The following is a 24,647-nucleotide window of genomic DNA, read 5'->3' as shown; positions in this document are numbered from 1 at the left end:
TGCCGCCCGCGCCGCCCGACTATGTGGGCAGGCGCACGGTCAGCACCAGCCATCGGACTAGAGTGGAGGCATTCCCACCCACTGCCTGCGAGGCTAGCCATGAAAAACCCCTGGATGAGCATGTACCTGAGCGCCGCCAACCGCATCGCCAACACGGCGCGCGGCCACGCCACGGCCGCCGTCAAGCGCGAGGCGGCGAAAAATACGCGGCAGTTGACGCAAGTGTGGTTCGATTCCTTGCTGCCTCCCGCAAGCAAGCCACGGCGCAGCCGCAAGGGCAAATAGGCCCCTGACAGCAGGCGAACTGGTGCAGTGCACCACAGCAATAAGTTGAAGTTACGACCAGATGAACTAAACTGCAAGCATGGTAGTACATAAGGAAGTGACCGGCAGACGCCGCATCCCCGCGCCGCCGCCGGGACACCGGGAGACGACCATGTTGACGCTCAAAGTGCTGGCCTGCCTTGCCCTGTCGGCCCTGATGCTTGCCCCCCTCGTGTTGAGGGATACGATGCAGCTATCCGCCGGGCAGCAGTTGCAGGTTCCCAATGTCGATGCGCATGCCATGTGGAGCCATTGGCCTCGGCAATAAGACGCGTGGCTGAGAAAACACCGCTGACCGCGTTGCAGTGCCTCGTCGTACATTCGTACTGCCTTCGGCACGGCGCCTTGCCAGCGGCGTTTTTCAGCGGCGCTCGGTAACGCGGCGCATCGCTGAAATCGCTTTATTACGGAGGGGAAATTGGTTCCTACATCCATTTGTTTTTGCTTTGTTTTCCTCGCCCCCTCTTCACCATACTTTTGATCCAGGTCATGGATTTCCCTCTTCGCTGCGCCCACACTGGAACAGTCCGCTTCGCACCGCGACGGACTTAACCGGGAGCATCGGCATGGGTAAATCGCATTGGAAGGATGAGATGGCGCTGGGTGTTCCCGTCATCGACGAGGCGCATGAGGCGCTGTTTCAGGAGCTGGCGCGGCTGCAGCAATTGGGCGACCAGCATTTCAGCGTGGCGTTTCGCGAGCTGATTGCGGCCGTCGAACGCGATTTCCGCGAGGAAGAGGATTTGATGGAACAAATCGCCTTTCCCTCGCTGGCCAACCACCGCGAACAGCATGCGCGCGTGCTCAGCGGCCTGCACCATGCTTGGGCCGCCGTCGATGAAGGCGACCTGGAACAGGGACGCCATGCGCTGTCGCTGTTGCCGCAATGGCTGATCTTCCACCAGGCCACCATGGACCTGGCCCTGGCGGCGGCGCTGGAACTGGTGCAGCGCCAGCCCAATTAGCCTCTACAACAACAGCACCGTCGCCTGCTCGGGCATGACCACGCGGTAGTGTCCCGGGTATTTGTCTTCGCCATCGAAAATCTTGCAAAACACGGGCTGGTTGATGTCGTTGACGGCCTGCTCGTTCATGGGCAAGGTAGCAATCAATTGCTCGCCATCCATCAACTGCAAGGCGCTGCCCCGCTCGGCCGCGCAAAAGGCCAGCGATTGCACGTCGCTGGCGAACGGCCGCTTGTACCACGGCGTGATGGCCCGCACGGCGCGCCGCGCGTCGCGCAAGACTTGCCCCACGCGCGTGACGTTCCACGCATCGCGCGCCACGGCGGGCTGCAGGACGATATTCGCCGTCAGCTCGCCCCTGCCCTTGTTCACCAGGAAAGTGCCATCCTGCGCGGCGATATCGTCATTGAGAGGCACGACAAACACGCCGCCGTCCGATACCTTGATCGGCATGGGCGCGCCATTGCCTTGCAAGGCCACGCGCACGTCGTCGATGGTAGCGCTCAGCTTGGCAGGAATCAGGCGCAGGGCCATGACCACGCTGCCGCTCGACACTTGCCACACTTTCCTGGCCGTCAGATAGCTTTCGCGGTAAGCCGTGAAGCGCACGCGCGGCGCCTTGGCGTCGCTGCTGGCCGTGATCGTCACCGTTTGCGCAGGCGAGGCTTCCTCGGCGGGCGCCGTTACCTCGGGCGCTGACGCTGCGGGTATGGCTGGCGCAAGGGGTGGCGACACGGTATCGGCGGCGGGCGGCACGCTGGCGCTCTGCAGCGGCGCGGGAACAGCCGGCGGCGTCGCGTGTTCCTGAGCCTGGCCCAGCGACGCTACACACAACCATCCGGCACAAGCGATCCATGTACGCATGCATTTCTTTCAATGAGGAAAATATTTTGTCAGCGCCTGCATTATCGCAGAAGGCCAGACCTTACGCCGCCATGGGCTTTCTGCACAGTTTTGGTGCGCACGCTTGATTATTTGGCAAATACCACCTATATTGATAATGATTCCTATTCAAGAAATTAACGGGAATCGCGCGCCCTTCCTTTCCACTGCCCGTCCGCGCCGGGCCTTGCGGTGGAACTGCTATCCAAGCCAGACCACGGGCCAGCGTCACGCCATCCCCCCAGCTACTGCGCACCTCGCCAGACGAGATAGGAACACTCACGACTAAAAATATTCCAGGAAAATGATGCAATCAACGACAGTCCTCCCTTCTTCGCGCCAGCCCGCCTTGCGCCCCCTCCCCCATCTGTTACACCTTGCCCTGCTGAGCCTTGCGGCCGGCGTGGCCCTGCCGGCACACGCAACTGACGCCGCCGCGGCCGACGTCACCATGCCGGCCGTCACCGTGCTGGGCCAGTCGACGGCGACGACGGAAGGTACGCAGTCGTACACGGCAGGCGAAGCGCGCAGCGCCACGCGCATGGAGCTGACTTTGCGTGAGACGCCGCAATCGGTCAGCGTCATCACGCGCCAGCTGCTCGATGACCTGGGCGCCGTGCGGCTGGACCAGGCGCTGGCGCAGACGACGGGTATCCAGGTGGGCCAGAACGACACGGAACGCACGCGGTTTTATGCACGCGGCTTCGGCATCAACAATCTCCAGATCGACGGCATGGCGCGCGGCGGCAATGCGCCGCTGCAAGACACGATTTTGTACGACCGCATCGAGGTCGTGCGCGGCGCCACGGGCTTGATGGGCGGCACGGGCGACCCGTCGGCCACCATCAACATGATACGCAAGCGGCCCACGAAGGAGTTCCAGGCCAGCGCCGGCCTGATCATGGGCCGCTGGGACGACCAGCGCTTCGAGGCCGACCTGTCCACGCCGCTGAACGCGGAGGGCAGCGTGCGGGCGCGCACGGCCCTGGCCTGGCAAAAACGCGATTCCTACCTGGACATGTATCACGAGCGCAAGACGGTAGGCATGGTCATCGTCGAGGCGGACTTGCGCCCGGGCACCCTGCTGACGGCCGGCGTCGACTTCCAGGACAACAAGCCCACGGGCGCCACCTGGGGCGCCGTGCCGTACTGGAATGCGGATGGCAGCCTGGCAAACTTGCCGCGCAACACCAGTTTCACGACACCATGGAGCACCTGGGCCAACAAGCAGCACACGCTGTTCACCTCGCTGGACCAGCGCCTGCCCGGCAACTGGAATATGCATCTGGGCTACGCGCGCACGGAAAGCACGAACCGCACCACGGTCGCCTATGCGGGTGGCGGCCATCCAGAACCGGCCACGGGCGCAGGCATGCTCCTGTGGACGGGCGCCTATGGTCCGGGCAAGACCACCAACGACAACTTCGACCTGTACGCCAGCGGCCCGTTCACCTTGCTGGGGCGCAAGCACACGGCCATCGTCGGCTGGAACGGCGGCAACCAGCGCGCCCGTTCGCTGGGAGGCGAGGCGGACATCGATTACCAGGCCTTCGTTCCCGATTACCGCAGCTGGACGGGCAACATTCCCCGCCCCGTCTTCCATCCGGACGGTTCGCACTCGGAAACCGTCACGCGCCTGACGGGCGGCTACGTGGCCACGCGTTTGAGCCTGGCCGACCCGCTGCACGTCATCATCGGCGCGCGCACGAGCACTTACCGCACCGACACGCGCAATTACGATACGCGCGGCGTACACACGGACAATAGCGACTTTGCCGAGACGCGCAATGAAGTGACGCCCTATGTGGGCGCCGTGTTCGACATCGACAAGCAGTATGCGGCCTACGCCAGCTTCACGCAGCTGTTCAACCCGCAATCGAGCAAGGACCGCAACGACAAGTTTTTGCCGCCGGAAACGGGCGACAACGCGGAACTGGGCATCAAGGGCGAATTCTATGAAGGCAAGCTGAACGCATCGGCCGCCCTGTTCCACACGAAGAAAAAGAACCTGGCAGAACTCGACCGCACGGTGCCACCCGGCTTCTTGCTGCCCGACGGCGGCCAGGCCATGGTGGCCAACGGCAAAGGCGTGACGGCCAAGGGCGTCGAGTTCGACGTTGCCGGCCAGATCACGCCCGCCTGGGAAGCGAGCGGCGGCTATACCTATCTGCACGCGGCCGAGGCCGATGGCCGCCGCGCCGCCACCACGCAGCCGCGCCATTTGCTGCGCCTGGCCACCAGCTACCGTTTCGACGGCAAGCTGGCCAGCTTGAGGGCGGGCGCCAGCATGACGGCGCAAAGCGCCACCTACAGCGAATCGTGGTATGGCCGCCCGCCATCGAACGCGATCACGAATATCCCGCAAGCCGGCTACGCGCTGGTCAACGCCATGGCCAGCTACGCGCTCAACCGGCATGCCAGCGTGCAGCTGAACGTGAATAACTTGCTCGACAAAAAGTACTACCGCAACGTGGGCTTCTTTGACGGGGTGTTCTGGGGCGAACCGCGCAACATCAGCCTGAACGTGCGCACGGCGTTTTAAGTACGCCAGTGCGCAGGCGCGGGTAAGGTAAAGCCTGCGAGCAAGGGGCCGCCGACCGGCGCCAGCACGGCGGCGGCGACTTGCTCGAAGGCGCGCTGGCCGGCCGGCAAGTCGCTGGCGACCAGGCGCAGCGCGCCGTCGAGCTGCGCGGCGATGGCGGCGTCAAATGTCTGCAGCCGCCGGAACAAATGCTTGCCGCCGCCGCTCCATTCGCCGGCCGCGCGCAAGTGCAGGTCGGCCAGCGCTTCGTACAGCTGGCAAGCGACGGCCAGCGCCTCGCCCGAATGCGTGCTGTCGACCAGGTCTTCCAGCGCGGTGGTGATCGCATAGCGGCGGCGCTGCAGGTTTTCCACGTCGAGCACGGGCGGTCCGGCCGTATCGATGGCGTGCGCCAGCGCATGCAGCCGGGCGTAGGCATCGCCGGCAGCGACGATGTTTTCCCCTTCGACCACCATCATCGCCAGCGGCACCGTGCCGCGAGGCGCATCCATCTCATGGCAAAAATACGTGAACGTGGCCATGTCATGCCCGAACAGTTCCACCGTGCGTCCTTCGGCCACGAGCGTGTCGCGCCAGGCGCAGTCGACGTGGTCGAACAACAGCAGCAAGTCGATATCGGACGTGGCCGTTTGCCGGCCCGTGGCGAACGAGCCGCCGATGATGGCCGCCATGGCCGAGGGATAGCGTTCGTGCACCAGCCGCAGGGCAATCGCGCGGATGGCGTCATAAGTGGGGATCGTCGTCAAAGCCTGTGCTCCATGCCGAAAACGCCATCCTACACGCAATATGCGGCATGCCGCCATCCTGCTACACTGGCGTCATCTGACCGAGGAACAAACATGGAATACGACTGCATCGTGGTGCCCTCGCCCGTGGGCGAGCTGACCCTGGTGGCGCGTGGGGAAGCCCTGACCGCCATCCTGTGGGAAAATGACAAGCCGAACCGCGTGCGTCTGGGCGCCATGCGCGTCGATGACGGTTGCGCCGTGCTGCAGGAAACGGCGCGCCAGCTCGCTGAATATTTCGCCGGCACGCGCCAGCAATTCGACGTGCCGCTCGACTTTGCCGGCACGCCATTCCAGCAGGAAGTGTGGCGCGCGCTGCTGACGATACCGTACGGCCAGACGCGCAGCTATGGCGAGATCGCGCGCCAGATCGGCCGCCCCGCCGCCGTACGCGCGGTGGGCGCCGCCAACGGCAAGAATCCCATCTCCATCATCGCCCCCTGCCACCGGGTCATCGGCGCCACGGGCGAGTTGACGGGCTTTGCGGGCGGCCTGCATGCAAAGGAAACCTTGTTGGCGCTGGAAGGCATTTCCCTGTCCAGCGACCGCGAAGCGCTGAAGACGGGCCATGCCCGGCGCCGCGCTGTTCAAATAGATACGGCGCAAGGCTGTCTGTTTTAGGCTGCGGCATGGCGCCCCTTGTGGGATACTCACGCCCTTCGCTCAAGCAAACACATCCTATGCCCTACCTTGTCATCCTGTTCTTTGTCGTTCTGTATTTACTGGCCACGTTCTTTTTCCACATCCCCGTCCTGGTCGCCCTCGTGTATGGCGTGCTGAGCCTGAGCTGCTTCGTTGCCTATGCGATCGACAAGTCGGCCGCCAAAGAGGGCCGCTGGCGCACATCGGAGCGCACCTTGCTGCTGTTGGGCTTATTGTGCGGCTGGCCCGGCGCCGTACTGGCCCAGCAATGGCTGCGCCACAAATCCAGCAAGCGCTCGTTCCGCGTACTGTTCTGGCTCACGGTCGCCATCAATATCGGGGCCTTCGTGTATTTCAGCATGCATTACGCGGCGCCCGATATCGGCACGGAAGTCGCACCGATCGAGCTGTAGACCTACTCGCCCAGCAGGCGCAGCGATTCCAGCCAGTCCGCCTTCCACTCGCGCAGCAATGGTTGCGTGGCGAACGCCTTTTTCAAATGTGCCATCGGTACGCGGTGCACGTCGTGCAAGCCGAATGCCAGGGTCACCGGATGCCACAGGTGGCTATTCTTGCCGCCGCGCGAATTCTTGCGCACGCGCGCGCCATCGTCGCCAAAGATACCCACGCCACTGGCCAGCCCCTGCTCCAGGTCGACCTTGCCCACGCCGGCAAAGGCAATCAGAATCTGTTCGCGCCCCAGACCCTTCAGGGCGCTGGGCAGAACGACGGGCGCCTTCTCCGCTTCCGCTTCGGCCGGCTGCGGGTGCTGCAAGTCCTTGAGCAAACGCAACAGATCGCGCTCCTGGAAATGCAGGCCGTCCAGCGGCACGCGCAGTCCCGGCGCCTTCAGTTCGATGGCGATGTTGCTTGAATCGCGCGTAAAACGCAGCCACACGTCATCGGCGCCGGACGCCAGGTGCTGCTTGTCGCCGATGAACACGACGGGCGCCGCATAGCGCGTCACGCCGTCATGGAACAGCTCGGCCCACGCTACACTGTAATCGAGCCAGACGTACGGCAAGCCGCCCTGCTCCAGCAGACGCGCCAGCGTCCACGGCGTGCCCGTCTGTTGCGCCAGCCAGGCACAGGCCTCAAGTGCGGTAGCGCGGTATGGCAGGGAAAGGGAGGTCATGGCGGTTCCATCGATAAAAGTGGAGCGCAGTGTAGCAGACGCCGCCATCATCGCTTCGGCAGGCGCATCCAGCGCGCCATTCCTGCGCGATGTGCTAGGCTGGAAACAGCAGCACGCGCCACGGCCACCTCGGCAGCGTGGCGCACCACCGCGAGGAGATCATCATGCATTCGAGCACCAACGCCGCGACAGCACCCGCCCCGCCGCCTGAGCGGGATTCACCTACGCCGGCCAACGAAAGCCACGCCGAGGAAGTCCTCGATGAAGCACTCAAGGAAAGCTTTCCGGCCAGCGACCCGATTGCCATTGCAACACCCAAAACGCCGAGCAAGCCACCTGCCGGTAGGTCGGCTTAGCCCGCAGGGCGTAAGCCGACGACACCAGCGTCGCGGTCAACAATATTGTCGGATTACGCGCTTGCGCGCCTCGGCGGCCCCACTAATCCGACCTACCTCCCCACCGGCAGCAGCCCGTCCGCCAGCCCGTAGGTCGGCTTAGCGCGCAGCGCGTAAGCCGACGACGCCACCAGTGCAAGCTCGCAAAGCCACCGCCATGGTGGTTTTTTTAGGCTATGTCACCGTCAGATGGGGGAATGCGCCCAAAGTTGCTTTCAACAGCGTTTCAGGGGAGCGGATGCGCCTGGCGTCGAGTATCCAGCGCCATCCGAGGTAGTTCGGCAGGTAACGCGTCGCCACGCCATGAAACGGACCAAGCCATTGCCGCAGGCGGCTGTGATAGGCGTTGACGTTCTGCACGTGGGCGGCGCCCTGCACGCGGATGCCGGCGCGCAAGTTGACGGCCTGGTGGCTGATGCCAGCTTCCCTGGCGAAGGCCCGATAGGCGGGATGGCCGTCGGTGACCAGCAGCACGTCCTTGTCGATGACGGGCAACAAACAGTGATGCAACTGCGCCTTCGTCAACGCCCCTTTGCCCGTGACGAAATCGAGGGTCTGGCCCGTGCGATCGCGCGCCACCAGGATGCAGACCTGTTCATTCGATATGCCGCGCTTGTGGGCATGACCGCCCCGGCGGCGGGGCGGACGCGTCATCTGCCGCGCTCCCTTTTCCGATTCCAGCAGATATAACTCGTCGGCCTCGGCGATACCGTGCAGGCCATGCGGCCGGTCGGTCTTTGCCAGCGATAAAAACCGGTGGCGCCAGCGAAACGTGGTGTTGCGGTGCACTCCTAACTGACTGGCCGCCTTGCGCACGGAATCCGATGCCAGCAGGCAATCGGCATAGTCGAGCCACAACGATTTATGGCGCAAGCGGGCCAGCGGCGTGCCGGTGAGCGCATTGAAGGTGCGTCCGCAGGGCACGCAGCGGTAGCGCTGCAAGCCGTGCGCGTGACCATGTCGGTGCAAGTGGTCTGAATGGCAGACGGGACAGGCCAATCGCGGCTGCGCCACATTTTCCAGCAGTGCGACGGTCGCGTCGTGTGGCGCGCTGCCACGCAGCAGGGCAATACCTGCTTGCCGCTGACGCTGGCTCAACTGAGCAAACTGCGCAATCAAGGTGATCCATTCGGCTGGCTGCATGATCTGCTCCCTGCGTGGTGAGTATGCAGAGTCAGACAGCACAACCACAGGAAAATTCCGGTATTTCCCCTAGTTGTCGATGACAGAGCCTTTTTTTATGCCTGCACCACATCCAAATGACGCTCCCGTGCGTAGATGGCTATGCCATCACCTGATTTGTTACCACCCGGAAAGAGGAAGCCATGCAGCATTACAGCAAAAAGACGGATCCCATGGACCAGCGCCTGTACCTGGCCCAGCGCATCGACCGTGCCGATGCGCGCCTGCGGCGACTGAACGAGGCGCTGGCCGATGCGGCGGCGCGCGAACGCTGTGCACGCTGGATTACCGCCTGGGCCGTGGCGGCGGGTGCCGACGCGCCGCGCGGCATGAAACTGCGCATCCGTGGCGAATTCATCTTGCTATAGCAAGCAAAAAGCCCCGCCGGGCATTGCGCCAGGCGGGGCTGTTCAGTCCGTACTGCGGCCAGTAGATCTAGTCGCGGTACTGCTCGGGCGTCGTGTCGCCATCAGCGATTTCATACCACATCGCATTGAGTACGGCGAAGGTCGCCGCCAGCGGCAGACCCAGTATCCAGGCGAAATACCACATAGTTAATTCCTTTCGTAAATTCTTAGTAGGCGTGACCGCTGTCGTCGTTGATGGCTTTTGCATCAACCTTACCCCACAGCACTTTATACACCCACGTCGTGTAGGCCACGATGAGGGGAATGAAGACGGCCGTGACGACCAGCATGATGAACAGGGTCATGTGGCTGGACGAGGAATCCCACACCGTCAGGCTGGCGCGCGGGTCGATCGACGATGGCAGGATGAACGGGAACATGGCCGCGCCCACGCTGAGGATGATGCCGGCGATGCCGGCCGCGCTGGCCAGCAAGGCGGGCACTTCGCGGCGCGCACGCAGCAAGGCGAACGCCAGCAAGGGGCCGAGCAAGCCCAGCGCAGGGGCGATCCAGGTCCATGGATGGGCGGTAAAGTTGAGGAACCAGGCGCCCACGTGCACTTGCGCCGTTTTCAGCATCGGGTTCGATGGACCGTCGACGACGACGGCGCTGGTGATGCGGTAGCCATCGACCCATAGCCACAGGGCCACGCCGGCCAGCGCATATAGCACGACGGTGGCGATTGCCGCCACGCTGCCGTAGCGGCGCGAGCGTTCAGCCACGGCACCGTCCGTTTTCACTTGCAGCCAGGTGGCGCCGTGCATCACCAGCATGGCGACCGAGACGAGGCCGCACAGCAAGGCGAACGGGTTGAGCAGCGCAAAGAAACTGCCGTCATAGAAGATGTGCATGTCCGGCGAGAAGCGGAACGGCACGCCTTGCAGCACGTTGCCGATCGCCACGCCGCTGATCAGGGCCGGCACGAAGCCGCCCACGAACAGGGCCGCATCCCAGCGGGCGCGCCAGCGCGGATCTTCGCGCTTGCTGCGGAACTTGAACGCCACGGGACGCACGATCAACGCCACGAGGATGACGAACATGGCCAGGTAAAAGCCCGAGAACGAGACGGCGTACAGCTGCGGCCAGGCGGCAAAGATGGCGCCGCCGCCGAGGATCAGCCACACTTGGTTGCCTTCCCACACGGGGCCGATACTGTTGATGATGACTCTGCGCTCGAGGTCCGTCTTGCCGGCGAACGGCAGCAAGATGCCCGTGCCCAGGTCGAAGCCGTCCGTGATGGCAAAGCCCACCAGCAAGATGCCGATCAGCAGCCACCATATCAGGCGCAGGGTTTCATAAGAAATCATTTCATGCAAAATCATGGTCTGGTCCTCCTCAGGCGCGTTGAGTATGAATGGCTGCGGCCGCTGGCACGGGGGCCGGCGCCGTCTCTTCCGGCCCCTTGCGGATGGCCTTGAGCATGAGCTTCATTTCGATAATCAACAGCACGGTATAGATGGCGGCAAAGCCGGCAATGGTGATGAGCAAGGTCGTCGCGCCCAGATTAGAGACGGCCACGGCCGTCGGCAGCACGCCTTCGATGACCCACGGCTGGCGGCCCACTTCGGCCACGATCCAGCCCGCCTCGATCGCTACCCACGGCAGCGGGATGGCGAACACTGCCAGCTTCAGCAGCCAGCGGTGCTTGTCCAGCGTACGGCGCGTCGACAGCACGAAGAACGTGCCGGTCAACAGGATAAAGAACATGCCCAGGCCCACCATCACGCGGAAGGACCAGAACAATGGCCCCACGGGCGGCACGGTATCGAGCGCGGCCTTGCGGATCTGCTCGGGCGTGGCCTGGCGCGGGTCGTCGACATAGCGTTTCAGCAGCAAGGCATAGCCCATGGACTGCCCTTTCGATTCAAACACGTCCTTCGCGTCCTGCGGCACGGGGCTGCCCGGCGCCACGCTGCGGATGGTTTGCAACGCGTCATACGCCTTGATGCCATCCTGGATCAGCAGTTCGCCACGGTCGACCAGCTGCTCGATGCCGGGAATTTCTGTCGTCAGCGAACGCGTGCCGATCAAGCCCATCACCATCGGGATGTGCACGGCGTAATGCGTCTCGCGCGCTTTCGCGTCGGGGAAGCCGATGGCCGTAAAGGCGGCAGGGGCCGGCTCCGTCGTCCACATGGCTTCGATGGCGGCCAGTTTCATCTTTTGATGCTCCGACGACAGATAGCCGCTTTCATCGCCGAGCACCACCACCGACAAGGTGGCGGCCAGGCCGAATGAGGCGGCCACCGTCATCGAGCGCTTGGCCAGCTGCACGTGGCGGCCCTTCAGCAGATACCAGGCGGAAATACCGAGCACGAAAATCGATGCTGCCGTGTAACCGGCCGACACCGTGTGCACGAATTTCGCCTGCGCTACCGGGTTCGTCAGCACGGCACCGAAATCCGTCACTTCCATGCGCATGGTCTGCGGATTGAAGGCCGCGCCAACGGGATTTTGCATCCAGCCGTTGGCGATCAGAATCCACAGGGCCGAGAAGTTCGAGCCGATGGCCACCAGCCAGGTCGTGACCAGATGGCCCCGCTTCGACAGCTTGTCCCAGCCGAAGAAAAACAGGCCGACGAAGGTCGCTTCCAGGAAGAAAGCCATCAAGCCTTCGATGGCCAGCGGCGCGCCGAAAATGTCGCCCACATAATGGCTGTAATAGCTCCAGTTCATGCCGAACTGGAATTCCATGACGACACCCGTCGCCACGCCCATGGCGAAGTTGATGCCAAACAAGACACCCCAGAACTTGGTCATGTCGCGCCAGATGGGACGGTTCGTCATCACGTAGACCGTCTCCATGATGGCGAGCAGCACTGACAGGCCTATCGTCAGCGGAACAAATATAAAGTGGTACAGAGCTGTCAGCGCGAACTGCAGTCTGGATAAAGCGACAATATCGAAGTCCATATGATTTCCTTGGTGTTACCCTACTGTGTGTAAATTTGCTACCTTTCCAATACTGACCGGTTGCCCGTCAGTCCCCCCGCAAGCCCGCCAGAGCAGTCTCGAAGGCATCCGTGCCACGGCGTGCATCGCCCACGATACGGCCATCGCGCAGGCTGACCAGCCGGTCCGCCAGCGCCGCTTCGCGCCGCAAGTGGGTTGCGATCAGCAAGCTGCGCCCTGCGCTGCGGGCCCGCAGGCGCTGCAAGACGTCAATCGCCGTCTGCGCATTGAGCGCTTCCGTCGCTTCGTCCAGCAGCCACAAGGTCGATTCATGCAGGAACAGCCGCGCCAGCGCCAATCGCCGCGCCTGGCCGCCGGACAAGCCCAGACCGCCCTCGCCCAGCATGGTGTCGAGGCCGCCCGCAAACGCGCGCACCTCGTCGTCCAGGCCAGCCGATTGCAGCACTTCCCACAGCTGTGCATCGCTGGCGGACGGGTCGGCCAGGCGCAGGTTGTCGCGCAAGCTGTCCTGGAACAATTCCGTCTTCTGCGTAAACAGGCAGGCGCGCGGCGCGGCCACCGTGCCCGACAAGGGCGCCAGTTCGCGCGCGGCGATGGCCAGCAAGGTGGACTTGCCCGCGCCGCTGGGGCCGATCAAGGCGACGCGCTCGCCATCCGCGATGTGCAGCGATACGTCATGCAAGATGGCATTATTGCTGCCCGCATGCGCGGCGCTGACGTGTTCCAGGCGCAAGCCCGGTGCGGCGTCGACAGGCGGCGCAGGCACATATTCTCCATCGAGGCGCGGCGCCAGACGCCGTACGGCCAGCAGCATGCGCCCCGCTTCCAGCGCGCCGCGGCGCAGTCCGGCAAATGGTTCCACGGCCGTCAGGGCGATCAGCAAGGCCAGGGCCGCCAGCGGCAAACTCATCGTTTGCTGCTCCACCAGCACGGCCACGGCCAGCAGCACGCCAGCCAGGGTTGCGCTGCCGGCCACGCCATACGCGGCGCCCGCCGCCGTCTCGAGGCGCAGCAGGGCAAAATCGGCTTGCGCCAGCGAGCGGTCGATCTGCCCCAGCGCCGCGCACTGGGCGTCGATGCGGCCCGCCATCACGAGGTCCGTCTGGCCCGCCACCAGGTCAATGGTGCCGGAACGCAGTTTTTCGATGGCGCGCGAGCGCACGATGGCGGGACGGCGGGCGCCACGCGCCACAAGCCAGCTAATGCCGCCACCGGCGGCCAGCAGCCACACGGCCAGGCCCAGGCCCAGCTGCCACTGCATGACGCCCAGCGCCACCCCGGCCAGCAAGGCCGCGCACAAGGCCGTAAAGGCGGGCACGAGCAGGCGCAAGTACAGCGATTCGAGCGCGTCGATATCGGCCGTCAGGCGGAACAGCAGCTTGGCGGGCTGGCGCAGCAAGCGGCTGGCCGCTTCCGGACGCGACCAGCCACGGAACAGGCGCACGCGGATGCTGGCCAGCGCGGCGAACGTGGCATCGTGCGTGACGAGCCGCTCCGCATAGCGCGAACCCGTGCGGCCGATGGCCAGCAGGCGGATGCCGGCCGACGGGCCGAAGACGTCGAAGACGATGGCCGTCGAGGCGTGCAGGCCGGCAATCGACGTGGCCGTGATAAACCAGCCGGACAAGCCCAGCAAGGCCATGCCGGCCACCGCCGTCAGGGCCGCCAGCAAGGCGCCCACGATCAGCTTGCGGGGCTGGGCCAGCAGCAATTGCCGCAGGACGGGGTTCAAGCCAAGTGAGTTTTTCATGCGCGCAACTCCTGCACTTGGGCATGCACCGTGCGCTGCAGCCGGCCCGCCAGCACGGGGTCGTGCGTGGCGACGATCATCGTCTTGCCTTTTGCCAGTGCCAGCAGGGCATCCGTCACGCGCGCCGCCGTTTCGCTGTCCAGGTGGGCCGTCGGTTCATCGACCAGCAGCAAATCCGCATGCGGATGCAGGGCCACGCGGGCCAGGGCCAGGCGCACGGCTTCGCCGCCGGACAAGCCCTGGCCGCCATCGCTGAGCATGACGGCCGGCTGCGCCTGCGCCACCTTGGCCAGGTCGGCCAGGTGCAGCGCCTGCGTTACCTGCGCGGCGTTCGCCCCCACGCGGCCCAGGGTCACGTTCTGGCTGACGGAAGCGGCAAACACGTGCGGACGCTGGCCCATCCACGCCATGCGCTGGCGCAAGGTATTAACGGTGCTGTCGGTCAGGCGCACGCCGCCAATGCGGATGTCGCCGCCGCTGGCGGGCAGCAAGCCGGCCAGCAGGGACAGCAAGGTGGTCTTGCCGGCGCCGCTGGCGCCCAGCAGGGCCACGTGCTCGCCGGCATGCACGGACAGGTCGAAGCCGTCGAACACGGGCGCCTCGCCGGGATGGGCAAAGCGCAATTGCCGAAGTTCCACGGCGGGCGCCGCCGCCACGGCCATGGCGGCGGCGGAAACGGCCGCGACTTCCACGCTGGCGCCAGGCAGGGGCACGCCATCAGCCGCCAGGTCGTGCAAACCGGCCAGGCCCGCTTCGCCGGCCGCCTTGTCGTGCCAGACGGCGGCCAGTTCGCGCAGCGGTTCGAAGAACGCGGGGGCCAGCAGCAGGATGAACAAGCCCTGCCCCAGGCTCAGCTCGCGGCCCCAGGTGCCGAAATTGATGCTGCCCAGCAGAGAGAAACCGATGAAGGCCGCCACCATGGCCACGCCGAGCGCGGAAAACAGTTCAAGCACGGCCGACGACAAAAAGGCGATGCGCAGCACCACCATCGTGCGCCGGCGTACGGATTGCGACGAGGCATCGAGCCGTTCGGCCGTGGCGTCGACGGCGTCGAGCGCGCGCAAGGTGGCCAGGCCGCGCAGGCGGTCCAGCAGGAAGGCATTCATGCTGCCCATTTCCACCATCTGCGCGCGGCTGGCCGCTTGCGCGCCCATGCCGACGAGGGCCATGAAGACAGGAATCAAGGGGGCGGCGATGAGCAGGATCAAGGCGGCGATCCACGACAGCGGCGTCACCACGGCGAGGATCACGAGCGGCACGAGCATCACTTTCCAGCGCGCAGGCTTGTAGCGCACCAGATACGGCACGATGGCTTCGGCCTGCTCGGCGATGACGCTGGCCGCCTGGCCCGACTGGGCACGCTGGCGGTCCAGCGGCGAACGCTGCGCCAGCGCCTGCGCCACTTGCGCGCGCAAGGTGGACAGGTGTGCGCGCGCCGCCGCATACATGCGCCGCGCGCCCCACGCTTCGCAGCCGGCGCGCAGCACGCCCAGCAGCAGCACGCCAGCGGCCGGCAGCAGGGCCGCGCGCCAGGGTGCGCCGCCCTGCATGGCTTGCACGGCCCAGGCCAGCAAAGCCGCTTGCGGCAACCACAGCAAGGCGGCGCCGCCTTGCGCCAGGCTGGGGAGACGGGGAAGAATAAAGCGGGGCAAGGACAAGGGCGTGGTCGGCATCTTTTATACTTCTTGAGTTTTCAGAATTTTCTGTAAATTCGATATTTTGTATAATACTGCGAAACATGACATATATCAATTGACCCCACCAGTATGGCGTGAAAAAATTCAGATAATTATGAAAACTCAACATATCCAAATGACGCCGCTGATCCTGACCTTCGTCAGCCATTTCGGCGAGATGGGCAGCCGCTGGGGCTTCAACCGTACAGTGGGGCAAGTGTACGCCTTGTTATTTGTCGCGGAGCACCCTTTGCACGCGGATGAAATCGCGGAGCACCTGAGTTTTTCACGCTCGAACGTGAGCATCGGCCTCAAGGAACTGCAGGGCTGGGGCTTGATCCGCCAGTCACGCATCCCTGGCGACCGGCGCGAATATTTTTCCTCGCTGGGCGATGTGTGGCAAATCTTCCGCGTGGTGGCCGCCGAGCGCCGCCGCCGCGAAGTGGCGCCTACCCTGACGGTGCTGCGCGAATCGCTGCTGGCGCCGGCCACGGAACCCGTGGATCAATATGCGCAGGAACGCATGCGCGAAATGTATGAACTGGTCGACCTGGCCAATACCTGGTTCGACGACTTGCAGCGCCTGTCGCCCGAATCGATGGCGCAGCTGATGAAAATGGGCGCCAAGGTACAAAAGTTGCTCAACGCTAAGGATCGCCTGTTTGGCGTCAGCAACAACAACGACTGAAGCACCCGCCTCCCCTCACCTCCCACAAAAAGCCGAGACGCCGCTAGCACAAGCTGGCGCGTCTTGTCACGCCATTTCCTGACGTCATGTTGTCTGTCGTTAACACAAGCGGACATAGCCGTATGCGATGTTGTCAACAAAACCAATAGTATTATTTAAATTGTATTAATTTATATCAAGAGTAAGCTTGCATTTGCGTACTCGCTACGTGCAGGAAAGAACTAAAAGCAGCTAAAAACGGGCAATGGGATGACTTCCCCGGTATGCAGGGACGCCTCCCAACACTATGAAGCGACTGTCTCAAGCACAAGGGGATTTTCATGAAAAGCATAAAGAGCATTGCCATCAGGGCATCCATGCTGGCCGCAATGACCGTACTGGCAAGTGCGGCCCAAGCCGCCACTTGGGTGGATGTGGGCCCGGCCAGCGGTTTCGTCATCGCCGGCAGCACCGTCACTTATTCGCCATCGCCGGCACTGCAGGTGAAATATTATGACGATAATCTCGTGCCACAGGATCCCTCGGACATCCAAGGTTATATCAATGGCGTGTTCGGTACCAGCCTGGGCACCGCCGTGTCGTTTTGCGAAAGCGCCACCGCGGGCTGCACTGCCGGCACCACGGCAGACGTGAGCGGCGGCGTCAATTCGTATACGAGTGCGGCCGCCTATGATTACCTGGCCATCCACTTCGGCCAGGGCGAACTGGTGTTCCACTGGGCCGCTCCCGTGGCTGCCGGCACCACCTTCACGATCTCGGGCCTGCCCAAGGACCTGAGCAACTACCGGGCCTTCATTTCCGCCGTGCCGGAACCTGGAACCTATGCCATGCTGCTCGCCGGCTTGGGCCTTCTGGGCTTTATGGCACGCCGTCGCCAGGGAAAGTAAGCCTCATCTGCGGCAGCGGCGCACCGGCGCCCGCTGCCGCCCTCAACGCCAGCGGCCCGTTTACGCCGCGCTTGCGGCGAAAGTCCCGCTTTTTACACTATCTTTAGACGCCCCTCGCTATGCTCGACGGCATCCACTGCTGACCGACGAGGGAGTACTCATGCATGAACAACCGTTTCAGCCACGCGCGCGCAGCGTGATCCGCCAGCACCTGCCCGTGCGGGAACGGCTGCGCCTGGCCCGACTGGCCAACAGAAAAATCATTTCGGCATGCTCGGCGCTGCTGTGCGCGGCGCCGCTGTTGTATTTGCTGAGCGTGGTGCTGTTTGCGCAGCCGTGACACGGCTTGCAGGCGAGCGATGAACAGAGATGAAAAGTGATGGCAATGCGACAGGCTGTCGCATGCATGGCCAGCATGAGCTGGTCCGCCCAGAGGGAATCGAACCCCCATTCACGGTTTAGAAGACCGTTGTCCTATCCGTTGAACGATGGGCGGAAGGTGCAGTATTTTAATCCATGCGCGCCAGCAATGAAATGCCAGCGCGAAATAGAAAACGGGCTGTCATTTCTGACAGCCCGCTTATGACTTTGGTCGGAGTACAAGGATTCGAACCTTGGACCCCCTGGTCCCAAACCAGGTGCGCTACCGGGCTGCGCCACACTCCGAAGACAAGATAATAACGCCCCCACCCAATTTCGTCAATTGCCATAGACGAATTAGATGGAAATAACTATCGGCGCTGCCCCGTGCCTGCCCCTTTAAGCGCCGACTTTATCGGCGATGCGCCGCGCCATGCTCTCGGCCTTTTCCTTGTCCTTCGCTTCCACCATCACGCGGATCAGCGGTTCCGTGCCCGAAGCGCGGATCAGCACGCGGCCCGTGTCGCCCAGCTCGGCCTCGACCAGCTCTTTCTCGGCCACCATGGCGGCATTTTTCTGCCAGTCGAAACCGGGCGCCACGCGCAGGTTGATCAGGGTTTGCGGGAACAGCACCAGTTCGGCCAGGCATTGCTGCAGGCTCTGGCCGCTGCGCTTGAGCGCGGACAACACTTGCAGCGCGGAGACGATGCCGTCGCCCGTCGTGTGGCGATCCAGGCACAGCAAATGGCCCGAGCCTTCGCCGCCCAGTATCCAGCCCTTTTCCTTCATGACTTCCAGCACGTAGCGGTCGCCCACCTTGGCGCGCGCAAAGCCGATGCCCTGCTGCTTGAACAGCACTTCCAGCGCCATGTTCGTCATCAAGGTGCCGACGGCACCGGCCACGGGACCCGTCGCCAGGCGGTCCTTGACCATGACGTACAACAACTCGTCGCCGTTGTACATACGGCCCGTGGCGTCGCACATGATCAGGCGGTCGGCGTCGCCATCGAGCGCGATCCCCAGATCCGCGCCATGCTCGATGACGGCTTCGGCCATGGCCTTGGTCGCCGTGGCGCCGAAGCCCGCATTGATATTGAAGCCGTCGGGCTTGTTGCCGATGGCGATGACTTCCGCACCCAGCTCATGGAACACGTGCGGCGCGATATGGTAGGCGGCGCCGTGCGCGCAATCGACGACGATCTTCAGGCCGCGCAAGTCCAGCTCGTTCGGGAAGGTGCTCTTGCAAAATTCGATGTAGCGGCCCTGGGCATCGTCCAGGCGCTTGGCGCGGCCCAGCTTGTCCGATGGCACGCAAGCCATGGGTTCGTCGAGCGCCGCCTCGATTTCCAGTTCCACGCTGTCCGGCAGCTTGGTGCCCTGGCCGGAAAAGAACTTGATGCCGTTGTCGTGGTACGGATTGTGCGAGGCGGAAATGACGACCCCGGCCGCCAGGCGCAGCGCCCGCGTCAGGTAAGCGATCGCCGGCGTCGGCATGGGGCCGGCCAGCATCACGTCCACGCCGGCGGCCGACAGGCCCGCTTCCAGCGCCGCTTCCAGCATGTAGCCGGAAATGCGCGTGTCCTTGCCGATCAGCACAGTCGGGCGCGCCTTGCCGCCTTGCGACTTGGCCAGCACCTTGCCGGCCGCATAGCCGAGGCGCATGACGAAATCGGGGGTGATCGGAGCCGTGCCCACCAGGCCGCGGATGCCATCGGTGCCAAAATATTTACGCGTCATAGTTTTCTCTTTTTGTTGTTTATAATAAATCTTACAGGCTCAGTGCGCCATGCGCCAGACCTTCAGTGCATCGACGGTTTCCGCCACATCATGCACACGGATGATTTCCGCACCTTGCGCTACCGCAGCAAGCGCACCGGCAACGCTGCCGGCCAGGCGCTGCTCGACGGGACGCCCCGTGACGGCGCCGATCATGGACTTGCGCGACAGCCCGGCCAGCACAGGCAGGTCCAGTTCGCTGCGCAACTGGCGCGTGGCGCGCAGCAAGGCGTAATTCTGCTCCACCGTCTTGCCAAAGCCAAAACCGGGATCGACGCACAGGCGTTCGCGGGCGATGCCGGCCGCCGTCATCGTGTCGATGCGCTCGCGCAGGAAGGCAATCACTTCGCGCACCACGTCTTCATACTGCGGCTGGTCCTGCATGGTTTGCGGCACGCTTTGCATGTGCATGATACACAGCGCGCAGTCGCTGCCCTGCACGGCCTCGATGGCGCCCGGCGCGCGGAAACCGTTGATGTCGTTGATCATGTCGGCGCCCGCCAGGATGGCTTCGCGCATCACTTCGGGCTTGTACGTGTCAACGGACAGGGGCTTGCCGCAGTCGCGCAAGGCGTACAGCACCGGCATGACGCGCGCAAGCTCGTCCTGCAGCGGCAGCGGTGGCGCGCCGGGGCGGCTCGATTCGCCGCCGATATCGATGATGTCGACGCCGTCAACAATCATCTGCTCGGCGCGCGAGATGGCAAACTCCAGGTGCTGGTACTGGCCCGCATCGGAAAACGAATCGGGCGTGATGTTCAGGATGCCCATCACCAGCGCCTGCGTGCCCTGCAGGTTGAAGCCGAAACGGCCGAATTGCAAATAGTGTCGCATGTGAATCTTTGTAGTCGTCAGGAAAAAACTGCTGCGGCAACGAAAAAGGGCAAGGATTGCTCCTTACCCTCGTTCTTGCCATACCCTTGCGCGCCGCCGGTCGGGGCGGCCCTTATCAGGCTGGCGCCGTCACGTTTGGCGAGATGCCGCCCGTGCCGCTGTCGCCCGCATTGCGGCGTGGCGGAATGACTTTCGGTGGACGCGGCTCCAGGCCGGCCATGATGTCATTGATTTGCTCTGCATCAATGGTTTCCCATTCCAGCAAGGCTTTGGTCATCATTTCCACCTTGTCGCGGTTGCTTTCCAGCAAGGTACGCGCCAAAGCATATTGCTTGTCGAGAATGTTGCGGATTTCAGCGTCGACCTTTTGCTGGGTCGCTTCCGAGATCGTCTTGGTGGCGCCACCGAAGAAACCTTCGTTTTCGCTGTCTTCGTAGACCATCACGCCCATGCTGTCGGACATGCCGAAGCGGGTCACCATGGAGCGGGCCAGCTTGGTGGCACGCGAGAAGTCGTTCGACGCGCCGGTGGACATTTGTCCCACGAAAATCTCTTCGGCGATACGGCCACCGAACAGGATGGAAATTTCTTCCAGCATCTTGTCCTTGTAGGCGGACAGATTGTCGTGTTCCGGCAGCTGCCACGTCAGGCCCAGGGCCCAGCCGCGCGGCATGATCGTGACTTTATGCACGGGATCGGCCTTCGGCAGCAGCTTGGCGACGACGGCGTGACCGGACTCATGGTAAGCCGTATTGCGGCGCTCTTCCTCGCGGATGATCATCGATTTACGTTCAGGACCCATGTAGATCTTGTCTTTCGCATCTTCGAAGTCGATCATTTCCACCAGGCGCTTGCTGCGGCGTGCCGCGAACAGGGCTGCCTCGTTGACCAGGTTGGCCAGGTCCGCGCCCGAGAAACCAGGGGTGCCGCGGGCCAGGATATCAGCCTTCACGTCGGTACCGATAGGTACTTTGCGCATGTGCACGTTCAAGATCTGTTCACGGCCGCGGATATCGGGCAAGCCGACGGACACCTGACGGTCGAAACGGCCCGGACGCAGCAGCGCTTTGTCGAGCACGTCGGCGCGGTTGGTGGCGGCCACGACGATCACGCCGGAGTTCGCTTCAAAACCGTCCATCTCGACCAGCAACTGGTTCAAGGTCTGTTCGCGCTCGTCATTGCCGCCGCCCATGCCGGCGCCGCGGTGACGGCCAACAGCGTCGATCTCATCGATGAAGATGATGCATGGCGAATGCTTTTTCGCGTTTTCAAACATGTCGCGCACGCGGCTGGCGCCCACGCCGACGAACATTTCCACGAAGTCGGAACCGGAAATCGAGAAGAACGGCACCTTGGCTTCGCCGGCGATGGCGCGCGCCAGCAGGGTTTTACCCGTGCCAGGAGGACCGACCATCAGCACGCCGCGGGGAATGCGGCCGCCCAGTTTCTGGAATTTGCTCGGATCCTTGAGGAAGTCGACCACTTCGTTAACTTCTTCTTTCGCTTCGTCGCAACCGGCGACATCGGCGAAGGTGACGGTGTTGCTGGCTTCATCCATCATGCGCGCCTTCGACTTGCCGAACGAGAATGCCCCGCCCTTGCCGCCGCCTTGCATCTGACGCATGAAGAATACCCACACGCCGATCAACAGCAGCATGGGGAACCAGGAAACAAAAATAGTTTGCAGGAAAGACGCTTCCTCAGGCGGACGCACATCGAAATGCACGCCATTGTCGCGCAGGTCGCCGATCAGACCCTTGTCGAGGCTGGTGGCGGTGGTACGCACCTTGGTGTCGTCCATCAGCTTGGCGGTGATCGACGAACCTTCGATCACGACATCCTTGACGCGCTTGGCTTTGACTTCATCCAGCAAATCGGAATAAGCGATGGCCTTGCTGCCGCCTGTGGCGCCATGACTGTCGAATTGCTTGAACAGCATGAACAACAGCAGCAATACGACTACCCAGATGGCAGATTTGGAAAACATGTTATTCACGAAGACTCCTTGGATGCAGTGCGCATCTCTTTACCTATAGCTAGAAACACGATTTTACTCGCAATAAGCGGGCCGTGCCAAAGCCCGCCGATCCGTGCGCGCGAAAAAATCGCGTTCACGCAAAAAAATGCAGTATAAACAATTTAGGCTTTTATACCATCAGACGCTACTGCACTTCTCGTTCCCATGTGCGGATTCCCTCTTAAATATCAAGGGCGGAATCATCTTCTTCAACGGCATTTTTCAGCGGATTCTTGATTCCACGCCCCATCAGGAAAATTTCCGACGATTTATCGCGGCTGGCCTTCGGCTTTTTCTGCACCACGACCTTGAATTCAGCACGGAATTTCTCCACGATCTGGCTGAAACCCATGTCTTTGAAGCATTTCACCAGCAGCACGCCAGACGGCTTCAGGTGCAATTGCGAAAATTCGATGGCCAGGTCGATCAAGTGCTCCATGCGCGCGGCGTCCGCCGTGGCAATGCCCGACAGGTTGGGCGCCATGTCCGACAGGACCAGGTCGACCTTGCGCCCTTCCAGCACCACTTCCAGCTGGCGCAGCACGCGCGCTTCGCGGAAGTCACCCTGGATGAAGTGGAAATCGGCGATCGGTTCCATTTCCAGCATGTCCAGGCCAATCAGGGTACCATTGACCCCGCCGCCGTCCTTGCCGGCCAGCTTGCGCCGCGTGTACTGGGCCCAGCTGCCAGGAGTGCAACCAAGGTCGACGATCACCTGGCCAGGTTTGATCAGTTTCTCGTCTTCATCGATTTCTTTGAGCTTGTATGCTGCCCGGGCGCGGTAGCCCTCTTTTTGCGCCAACTTCACATAAGGATCATTTATGTGGTCGTGCAACCAGTTTTTGTTTAATTTCTTCTTTGCCATTCGCGTAGAATACTGCTTTTAAGGGAATTACTAAATATTATTATGCTAAAACTTACACCCGTAGAGCGCAGCGCACTGCGCGCCGAAGCACACGCGCTGAAGCCTATCGTCATCATTGGCGAAGCGGGCTTGACACCTGCTGTCCTCAAAGAGATCGACCTTGGCCTGGATTCGCACGGCCTGATTAAAGTCCGCGTGTTCGGCGACGACCGCGAAGCCCGCGTCGGAATGTACGATACGATTTGCGGCAATCTCGGCGCCGCCCCGGTACAACATATTGGCAAACTGCTGGTAATCTACCGTCCGAAAAAAGAAGTGGTTAAGGAGAAGGTCAGCGCCGGCAAAGGCATGCGCGAAGTGACCATCGTCAAGGCCAGCGCCAGCGGCACCAAGCGCCCGAGCGTGACGAAAGTCATGATCAAGGGCAATGAGCGCGTTACCGAAGGCGGTTCCATCAAGCGTGCCAAGCCACGTCAGAAAAGCGCCAAGAAAAGCGCACTGGGCAGCAAGTAAGCCTGTCGTTCAGCAGCCGCAAGGCTGTTGAAACAAGAAGCGGAGCACGGGATCTTCCCTGCTCCGCTTTTTTATTGCTTGTCGGATTACGCGGCGCCAGGGCGCCGCTAATCCGACCTGCGGCATCGATCGGCAGGTCGGATTAGCGCGCCGCGCGTAATCCGACAACACCGCCAACGCTTATTGCTGCTTCCAGATCAGCACGCCCGCCAGCACACTCTGCACGGCAAAGATCACGGTCGACACGCCATGCAGCATGCCGAAGCGGCTGCGCATGGCCTCGTCCATGATGCCGGATGAACCCTGTACTTGCGCCTTGAGTTCGGCCATCAGCGGCGAGATGCCAAAATGGCTGAGCAGCGCACACACGAGCATCGACAGCACCAGCGCCCCCAGCAGGCGACGGCGTTTCAGTTCCAGCGCGCCGGGCGCCCATTGCAGCAGGGCCAGCAGTATCAAGGCGCAAACGATCGACAGCCAGGCCTCGGCACGGAACATGCTGCCCGCGATATTGCCTGCCAGCACGCGGTCGCTCAAGGTAGCGAACAAGGTCGGCGCCACGATGAAGCCGATGGTCCACAAGCTGCCAGCCCACAGGGTGGCAACGAGGATGCGCACGCGGGCAAGCATCAGATGTACAGCACTTCCAGGATTTCGTATTCGCGCGGGCCGGACGGCGCCTGCACTTCCACCACGTCGCCAGCGTACTTGCCGATCATCGCGCGGGCGATCGGGGACGTCACGGAAACCTTGTTCATTTTCAGGTCCGCTTCATCGAGGCCGACGATCTGGTACGTGACCTTCTGGCCCGATTCCAGGTCTTCCAGGTTCACGGTCGAGGCAAACACCACGCGGCCTTCCGCGTCGAGCGCGGTCGGGTCGATGATTTGCGCTGCGCCCAGCTTGCCTTCGAGTTCGGCGATGCGGCCTTCGACGAATGCCTGGCGTTCCTTGGCGGCATCGTACTCGGCGTTTTCCGACAAATCTCCGTGCGAACGCGCTTCGGCGATCGCATCGATGACGATGCGGCGTTCCTTGGTCTTCAAATGATGCAGCTCTTCTTTCAAGAGTTCTGCGCCGTATTTGGTCAATGGGACTGAGGTCATGTT

Annotated in this window: 27 protein-coding genes and 2 tRNA genes; 12 read left to right on the top strand and 17 right to left on the bottom strand. The window is 62.8% G+C overall.

Going from position 1 to position 24,647, the window contains the following annotated elements:
• Positions 1–99: 99 nt before the first annotated feature.
• The 3 genes from MRBLMS1_RS13085 (at position 100) to MRBLMS1_RS13075 (ending at position 1,289) form a co-directional block, all read left to right on the top strand.
• Entirely contained in the window at positions 100–285 is a 186-nt protein-coding gene (locus MRBLMS1_RS13085) for a hypothetical protein (RefSeq protein WP_485879668.1), read from the top strand.
• A gap of 151 nt (positions 286–436) precedes the next feature.
• A complete protein-coding gene (locus tag MRBLMS1_RS13080) occupies positions 437–592 on the top strand; it encodes a hypothetical protein (protein WP_161781522.1) in 156 nt (51 codons plus the stop codon).
• Between the two features lie 298 nt (positions 593–890).
• Entirely contained in the window at positions 891–1,289 is a 399-nt protein-coding gene (locus MRBLMS1_RS13075; RefSeq protein ID WP_070304367.1) for a bacteriohemerythrin, read from the top strand.
• A gap of 3 nt (positions 1,290–1,292) precedes the next feature.
• Here MRBLMS1_RS13075 and MRBLMS1_RS13070 read toward each other — a convergent pair whose 3' ends face one another.
• Entirely contained in the window at positions 1,293–2,153 is an 861-nt protein-coding gene (locus MRBLMS1_RS13070; RefSeq protein WP_485879667.1) for a hypothetical protein, read from the bottom strand.
• 325 nt (positions 2,154–2,478) lie between these two features.
• Between MRBLMS1_RS13070 and MRBLMS1_RS13065 the strand changes: the two genes are divergently transcribed.
• Positions 2,479–4,713 (top strand): TonB-dependent siderophore receptor, encoded by a 2,235-nt coding sequence (locus MRBLMS1_RS13065; protein ID WP_485879666.1) that lies wholly within the window; start codon positions 2,479–2,481, stop codon positions 4,711–4,713.
• Here the strand turns inward: MRBLMS1_RS13065 and MRBLMS1_RS13060 are convergent.
• Positions 4,710–5,459, bottom strand: a complete 750-nt coding sequence (locus MRBLMS1_RS13060; protein WP_485879665.1) for a nucleotidyltransferase domain-containing protein — start codon at positions 5,457–5,459, stop codon at positions 4,710–4,712. The two genes, MRBLMS1_RS13065 and MRBLMS1_RS13060, sit on opposite strands and share 4 nt — an antisense overlap.
• A 93-nt stretch (positions 5,460–5,552) precedes the next feature.
• Here MRBLMS1_RS13060 and MRBLMS1_RS13055 point away from each other — a divergent pair, with 93 nt between their 5' ends.
• Together MRBLMS1_RS13055 and MRBLMS1_RS13050 are read left to right on the top strand one after the other, a co-directional pair.
• Positions 5,553–6,119 carry a methylated-DNA--[protein]-cysteine S-methyltransferase gene (locus MRBLMS1_RS13055; protein ID WP_128139698.1) on the top strand — a complete coding sequence of 189 codons (567 nt, stop codon included), beginning with the start codon at positions 5,553–5,555 and terminating at the stop codon, positions 6,117–6,119.
• Positions 6,120–6,178: 59 nt separating this feature from the next.
• Positions 6,179–6,553 carry a DUF1294 domain-containing protein gene (locus MRBLMS1_RS13050; RefSeq protein WP_139092482.1) on the top strand — a complete coding sequence of 125 codons (375 nt, stop codon included), beginning with the start codon at positions 6,179–6,181 and terminating at the stop codon, positions 6,551–6,553.
• Between the two features lie 2 nt (positions 6,554–6,555).
• On the opposite strand, the gene MRBLMS1_RS13045 is transcribed toward MRBLMS1_RS13050, so the two are convergent.
• Positions 6,556–7,275, bottom strand: a complete 720-nt coding sequence (locus MRBLMS1_RS13045) for a hypothetical protein (protein WP_139092481.1) — start codon at positions 7,273–7,275, stop codon at positions 6,556–6,558.
• Positions 7,276–7,439: 164 nt separating this feature from the next.
• Here MRBLMS1_RS13045 and MRBLMS1_RS13040 point away from each other — a divergent pair, with 164 nt between their 5' ends.
• On the top strand, positions 7,440–7,631 hold the full coding sequence (locus tag MRBLMS1_RS13040; protein ID WP_485879664.1) for a hypothetical protein: 192 nt from the start codon (positions 7,440–7,442) through the stop codon (positions 7,629–7,631).
• A 213-nt stretch (positions 7,632–7,844) separates the two neighbouring features.
• Here the strand turns inward: MRBLMS1_RS13040 and MRBLMS1_RS13035 are convergent, their stop codons facing one another.
• Positions 7,845–8,813 (bottom strand): IS1595 family transposase, encoded by a 969-nt coding sequence (locus tag MRBLMS1_RS13035; RefSeq protein ID WP_485879663.1) that lies wholly within the window; start codon positions 8,811–8,813, stop codon positions 7,845–7,847.
• 182 nt (positions 8,814–8,995) lie between these two features.
• Between MRBLMS1_RS13035 and MRBLMS1_RS13030 the strand changes: the two genes are divergently transcribed.
• Positions 8,996–9,220, top strand: coding sequence for a hypothetical protein (locus MRBLMS1_RS13030; protein WP_034757471.1), 225 nt, complete (start codon positions 8,996–8,998; stop codon positions 9,218–9,220).
• 67 nt (positions 9,221–9,287) lie between these two features.
• Here MRBLMS1_RS13030 and cydX read toward each other — a convergent pair whose 3' ends face one another.
• The 5 genes from cydX to cydD all read right to left on the bottom strand — a co-directional run bounded on the left by cydX (position 9,288) and on the right by cydD (position 15,595).
• On the bottom strand, positions 9,288–9,404 hold the full coding sequence (gene cydX, locus MRBLMS1_RS13025; RefSeq protein ID WP_034757467.1) for a cytochrome bd-I oxidase subunit CydX: 117 nt from the start codon (positions 9,402–9,404) through the stop codon (positions 9,288–9,290).
• 22 nt (positions 9,405–9,426) lie between these two features.
• Positions 9,427–10,581, bottom strand: coding sequence for a cytochrome d ubiquinol oxidase subunit II (gene cydB, locus MRBLMS1_RS13020; protein ID WP_485879662.1), 1,155 nt, complete (start codon positions 10,579–10,581; stop codon positions 9,427–9,429).
• 13 nt (positions 10,582–10,594) lie between these two features.
• Positions 10,595–12,172, bottom strand: coding sequence for a cytochrome ubiquinol oxidase subunit I (locus MRBLMS1_RS13015; RefSeq protein WP_128139704.1), 1,578 nt, complete (start codon positions 12,170–12,172; stop codon positions 10,595–10,597).
• Positions 12,173–12,239: 67 nt separating this feature from the next.
• Entirely contained in the window at positions 12,240–13,922 is a 1,683-nt protein-coding gene (locus MRBLMS1_RS13010) for an amino acid ABC transporter ATP-binding/permease protein (RefSeq protein WP_485879661.1), read from the bottom strand.
• Positions 13,919–15,595, bottom strand: a complete 1,677-nt coding sequence (cydD, locus tag MRBLMS1_RS13005) for a thiol reductant ABC exporter subunit CydD (RefSeq protein WP_485879660.1) — start codon at positions 15,593–15,595, stop codon at positions 13,919–13,921. The genes MRBLMS1_RS13010 and cydD overlap by 4 nt, the downstream gene beginning before the upstream one ends.
• A gap of 139 nt (positions 15,596–15,734) precedes the next feature.
• On the opposite strand from cydD, the gene MRBLMS1_RS13000 reads away from it, so the two are divergent.
• From MRBLMS1_RS13000 to MRBLMS1_RS12990, 3 genes are all read left to right on the top strand, one after another.
• Positions 15,735–16,286 (top strand): GbsR/MarR family transcriptional regulator, encoded by a 552-nt coding sequence (locus MRBLMS1_RS13000; RefSeq protein ID WP_175560510.1) that lies wholly within the window; start codon positions 15,735–15,737, stop codon positions 16,284–16,286.
• Between the two features lie 320 nt (positions 16,287–16,606).
• Positions 16,607–17,173, top strand: coding sequence for a PEP-CTERM sorting domain-containing protein (locus tag MRBLMS1_RS12995; RefSeq protein WP_485879659.1), 567 nt, complete (start codon positions 16,607–16,609; stop codon positions 17,171–17,173).
• Between the two features lie 160 nt (positions 17,174–17,333).
• Positions 17,334–17,513, top strand: a complete 180-nt coding sequence (locus MRBLMS1_RS12990) for a hypothetical protein (protein ID WP_034757449.1) — start codon at positions 17,334–17,336, stop codon at positions 17,511–17,513.
• Between the two features lie 81 nt (positions 17,514–17,594).
• Here MRBLMS1_RS12990 and MRBLMS1_RS12985 read toward each other — a convergent pair.
• The 6 genes from MRBLMS1_RS12985 to MRBLMS1_RS12960 all read right to left on the bottom strand — a co-directional run bounded on the left by MRBLMS1_RS12985 (position 17,595) and on the right by MRBLMS1_RS12960 (position 23,025).
• Positions 17,595–17,669 (bottom strand) — tRNA-Arg (locus MRBLMS1_RS12985).
• Between the two features lie 93 nt (positions 17,670–17,762).
• Positions 17,763–17,839 (bottom strand) — tRNA-Pro (locus tag MRBLMS1_RS12980).
• Positions 17,840–17,932: 93 nt separating this feature from the next.
• Positions 17,933–19,270, bottom strand: coding sequence for a phosphoglucosamine mutase (gene glmM / locus MRBLMS1_RS12975; protein ID WP_070304355.1), 1,338 nt, complete (start codon positions 19,268–19,270; stop codon positions 17,933–17,935).
• Positions 19,271–19,309: 39 nt separating this feature from the next.
• Positions 19,310–20,143: a dihydropteroate synthase gene (folP, locus tag MRBLMS1_RS12970; protein WP_485879658.1), complete on the bottom strand. Its 834-nt coding sequence runs from the start codon at positions 20,141–20,143 to the stop codon at positions 19,310–19,312.
• Between the two features lie 115 nt (positions 20,144–20,258).
• On the bottom strand, positions 20,259–22,139 hold the full coding sequence (gene ftsH / locus MRBLMS1_RS12965; RefSeq protein WP_034757438.1) for an ATP-dependent zinc metalloprotease FtsH: 1,881 nt from the start codon (positions 22,137–22,139) through the stop codon (positions 20,259–20,261).
• 202 nt (positions 22,140–22,341) lie between these two features.
• Positions 22,342–23,025 carry an RlmE family RNA methyltransferase gene (locus MRBLMS1_RS12960; protein ID WP_128139708.1) on the bottom strand — a complete coding sequence of 228 codons (684 nt, stop codon included), beginning with the start codon at positions 23,023–23,025 and terminating at the stop codon, positions 22,342–22,344.
• A gap of 42 nt (positions 23,026–23,067) precedes the next feature.
• Between MRBLMS1_RS12960 and MRBLMS1_RS12955 the strand changes: the two genes are divergently transcribed.
• Complete coding sequence (locus MRBLMS1_RS12955) at positions 23,068–23,538, top strand: YhbY family RNA-binding protein (protein ID WP_010397237.1); 471 nt, start codon at positions 23,068–23,070, stop codon at positions 23,536–23,538.
• 180 nt (positions 23,539–23,718) lie between these two features.
• On the opposite strand, the gene MRBLMS1_RS12950 is transcribed toward MRBLMS1_RS12955, so the two are convergent.
• Both MRBLMS1_RS12950 and greA read right to left on the bottom strand, forming a co-directional pair.
• Complete coding sequence (locus MRBLMS1_RS12950) at positions 23,719–24,168, bottom strand: DUF4149 domain-containing protein (RefSeq protein ID WP_485879657.1); 450 nt, start codon at positions 24,166–24,168, stop codon at positions 23,719–23,721.
• On the bottom strand, positions 24,168–24,644 hold the full coding sequence (gene greA, locus MRBLMS1_RS12945) for a transcription elongation factor GreA (protein ID WP_485879656.1): 477 nt from the start codon (positions 24,642–24,644) through the stop codon (positions 24,168–24,170). Before greA ends, MRBLMS1_RS12950 begins: the two co-directional genes overlap by 1 nt.
• Positions 24,645–24,647 lie beyond the last annotated feature (3 nt).

The organism is Massilia sp. LMS1-1-1.1, assembly GCF_040815535.1.
Classification (GTDB): Bacteria; Pseudomonadota; Gammaproteobacteria; order Burkholderiales; family Burkholderiaceae_D; genus Janthinobacterium; species Janthinobacterium aestuarii.
Note: the sequence above shows the minus strand (reverse complement) of the source record. Positions and strands in the feature narration are given on the sequence as shown.

Bases quoted from the DNA above. Each gene is read 5' to 3' on its own strand.
- MRBLMS1_RS13085 (WP_485879668.1), top strand. From the start codon at position 100: ATGAAAAACCCCTGGATGAGCATGTACCTGAGCGCCGCCAACCGCATC.
- MRBLMS1_RS13080 (WP_161781522.1), top strand. From the start codon at position 437: ATGTTGACGCTCAAAGTGCTGGCCTGCCTTGCCCTGTCGGCCCTGATG.
- MRBLMS1_RS13075 (WP_070304367.1), top strand. From the start codon at position 891: ATGGGTAAATCGCATTGGAAGGATGAGATGGCGCTGGGTGTTCCCGTC.
- MRBLMS1_RS13070 (WP_485879667.1), bottom strand. From the start codon at position 2,153: ATGCGTACATGGATCGCTTGTGCCGGATGGTTGTGTGTAGCGTCGCTG.
- MRBLMS1_RS13065 (WP_485879666.1), top strand. From the start codon at position 2,479: ATGCAATCAACGACAGTCCTCCCTTCTTCGCGCCAGCCCGCCTTGCGC.
- MRBLMS1_RS13055 (WP_128139698.1), top strand. From the start codon at position 5,553: ATGGAATACGACTGCATCGTGGTGCCCTCGCCCGTGGGCGAGCTGACC.
- MRBLMS1_RS13050 (WP_139092482.1), top strand. From the start codon at position 6,179: ATGCCCTACCTTGTCATCCTGTTCTTTGTCGTTCTGTATTTACTGGCC.
- MRBLMS1_RS13045 (WP_139092481.1), bottom strand. From the start codon at position 7,275: ATGACCTCCCTTTCCCTGCCATACCGCGCTACCGCACTTGAGGCCTGT.
- MRBLMS1_RS13040 (WP_485879664.1), top strand. From the start codon at position 7,440: ATGCATTCGAGCACCAACGCCGCGACAGCACCCGCCCCGCCGCCTGAG.
- MRBLMS1_RS13035 (WP_485879663.1), bottom strand. From the start codon at position 8,813: ATGCAGCCAGCCGAATGGATCACCTTGATTGCGCAGTTTGCTCAGTTG.
- MRBLMS1_RS13030 (WP_034757471.1), top strand. From the start codon at position 8,996: ATGCAGCATTACAGCAAAAAGACGGATCCCATGGACCAGCGCCTGTAC.
- cydX (WP_034757467.1), bottom strand. From the start codon at position 9,404: ATGTGGTATTTCGCCTGGATACTGGGTCTGCCGCTGGCGGCGACCTTC.
- cydB (WP_485879662.1), bottom strand. From the start codon at position 10,581: ATGATTTTGCATGAAATGATTTCTTATGAAACCCTGCGCCTGATATGG.
- MRBLMS1_RS13015 (WP_128139704.1), bottom strand. From the start codon at position 12,172: ATGGACTTCGATATTGTCGCTTTATCCAGACTGCAGTTCGCGCTGACA.
- MRBLMS1_RS13010 (WP_485879661.1), bottom strand. From the start codon at position 13,922: ATGAAAAACTCACTTGGCTTGAACCCCGTCCTGCGGCAATTGCTGCTG.
- cydD (WP_485879660.1), bottom strand. From the start codon at position 15,595: ATGCCGACCACGCCCTTGTCCTTGCCCCGCTTTATTCTTCCCCGTCTC.
- MRBLMS1_RS13000 (WP_175560510.1), top strand. From the start codon at position 15,735: ATGACGCCGCTGATCCTGACCTTCGTCAGCCATTTCGGCGAGATGGGC.
- MRBLMS1_RS12995 (WP_485879659.1), top strand. From the start codon at position 16,607: ATGAAAAGCATAAAGAGCATTGCCATCAGGGCATCCATGCTGGCCGCA.
- MRBLMS1_RS12990 (WP_034757449.1), top strand. From the start codon at position 17,334: ATGCATGAACAACCGTTTCAGCCACGCGCGCGCAGCGTGATCCGCCAG.
- glmM (WP_070304355.1), bottom strand. From the start codon at position 19,270: ATGACGCGTAAATATTTTGGCACCGATGGCATCCGCGGCCTGGTGGGC.
- folP (WP_485879658.1), bottom strand. From the start codon at position 20,143: ATGCGACACTATTTGCAATTCGGCCGTTTCGGCTTCAACCTGCAGGGC.
- MRBLMS1_RS12960 (WP_128139708.1), bottom strand. From the start codon at position 23,025: ATGGCAAAGAAGAAATTAAACAAAAACTGGTTGCACGACCACATAAAT.
- MRBLMS1_RS12955 (WP_010397237.1), top strand. From the start codon at position 23,068: ATGCTAAAACTTACACCCGTAGAGCGCAGCGCACTGCGCGCCGAAGCA.
- MRBLMS1_RS12950 (WP_485879657.1), bottom strand. From the start codon at position 24,168: ATGCTTGCCCGCGTGCGCATCCTCGTTGCCACCCTGTGGGCTGGCAGC.
- greA (WP_485879656.1), bottom strand. From the start codon at position 24,644: ATGACCTCAGTCCCATTGACCAAATACGGCGCAGAACTCTTGAAAGAA.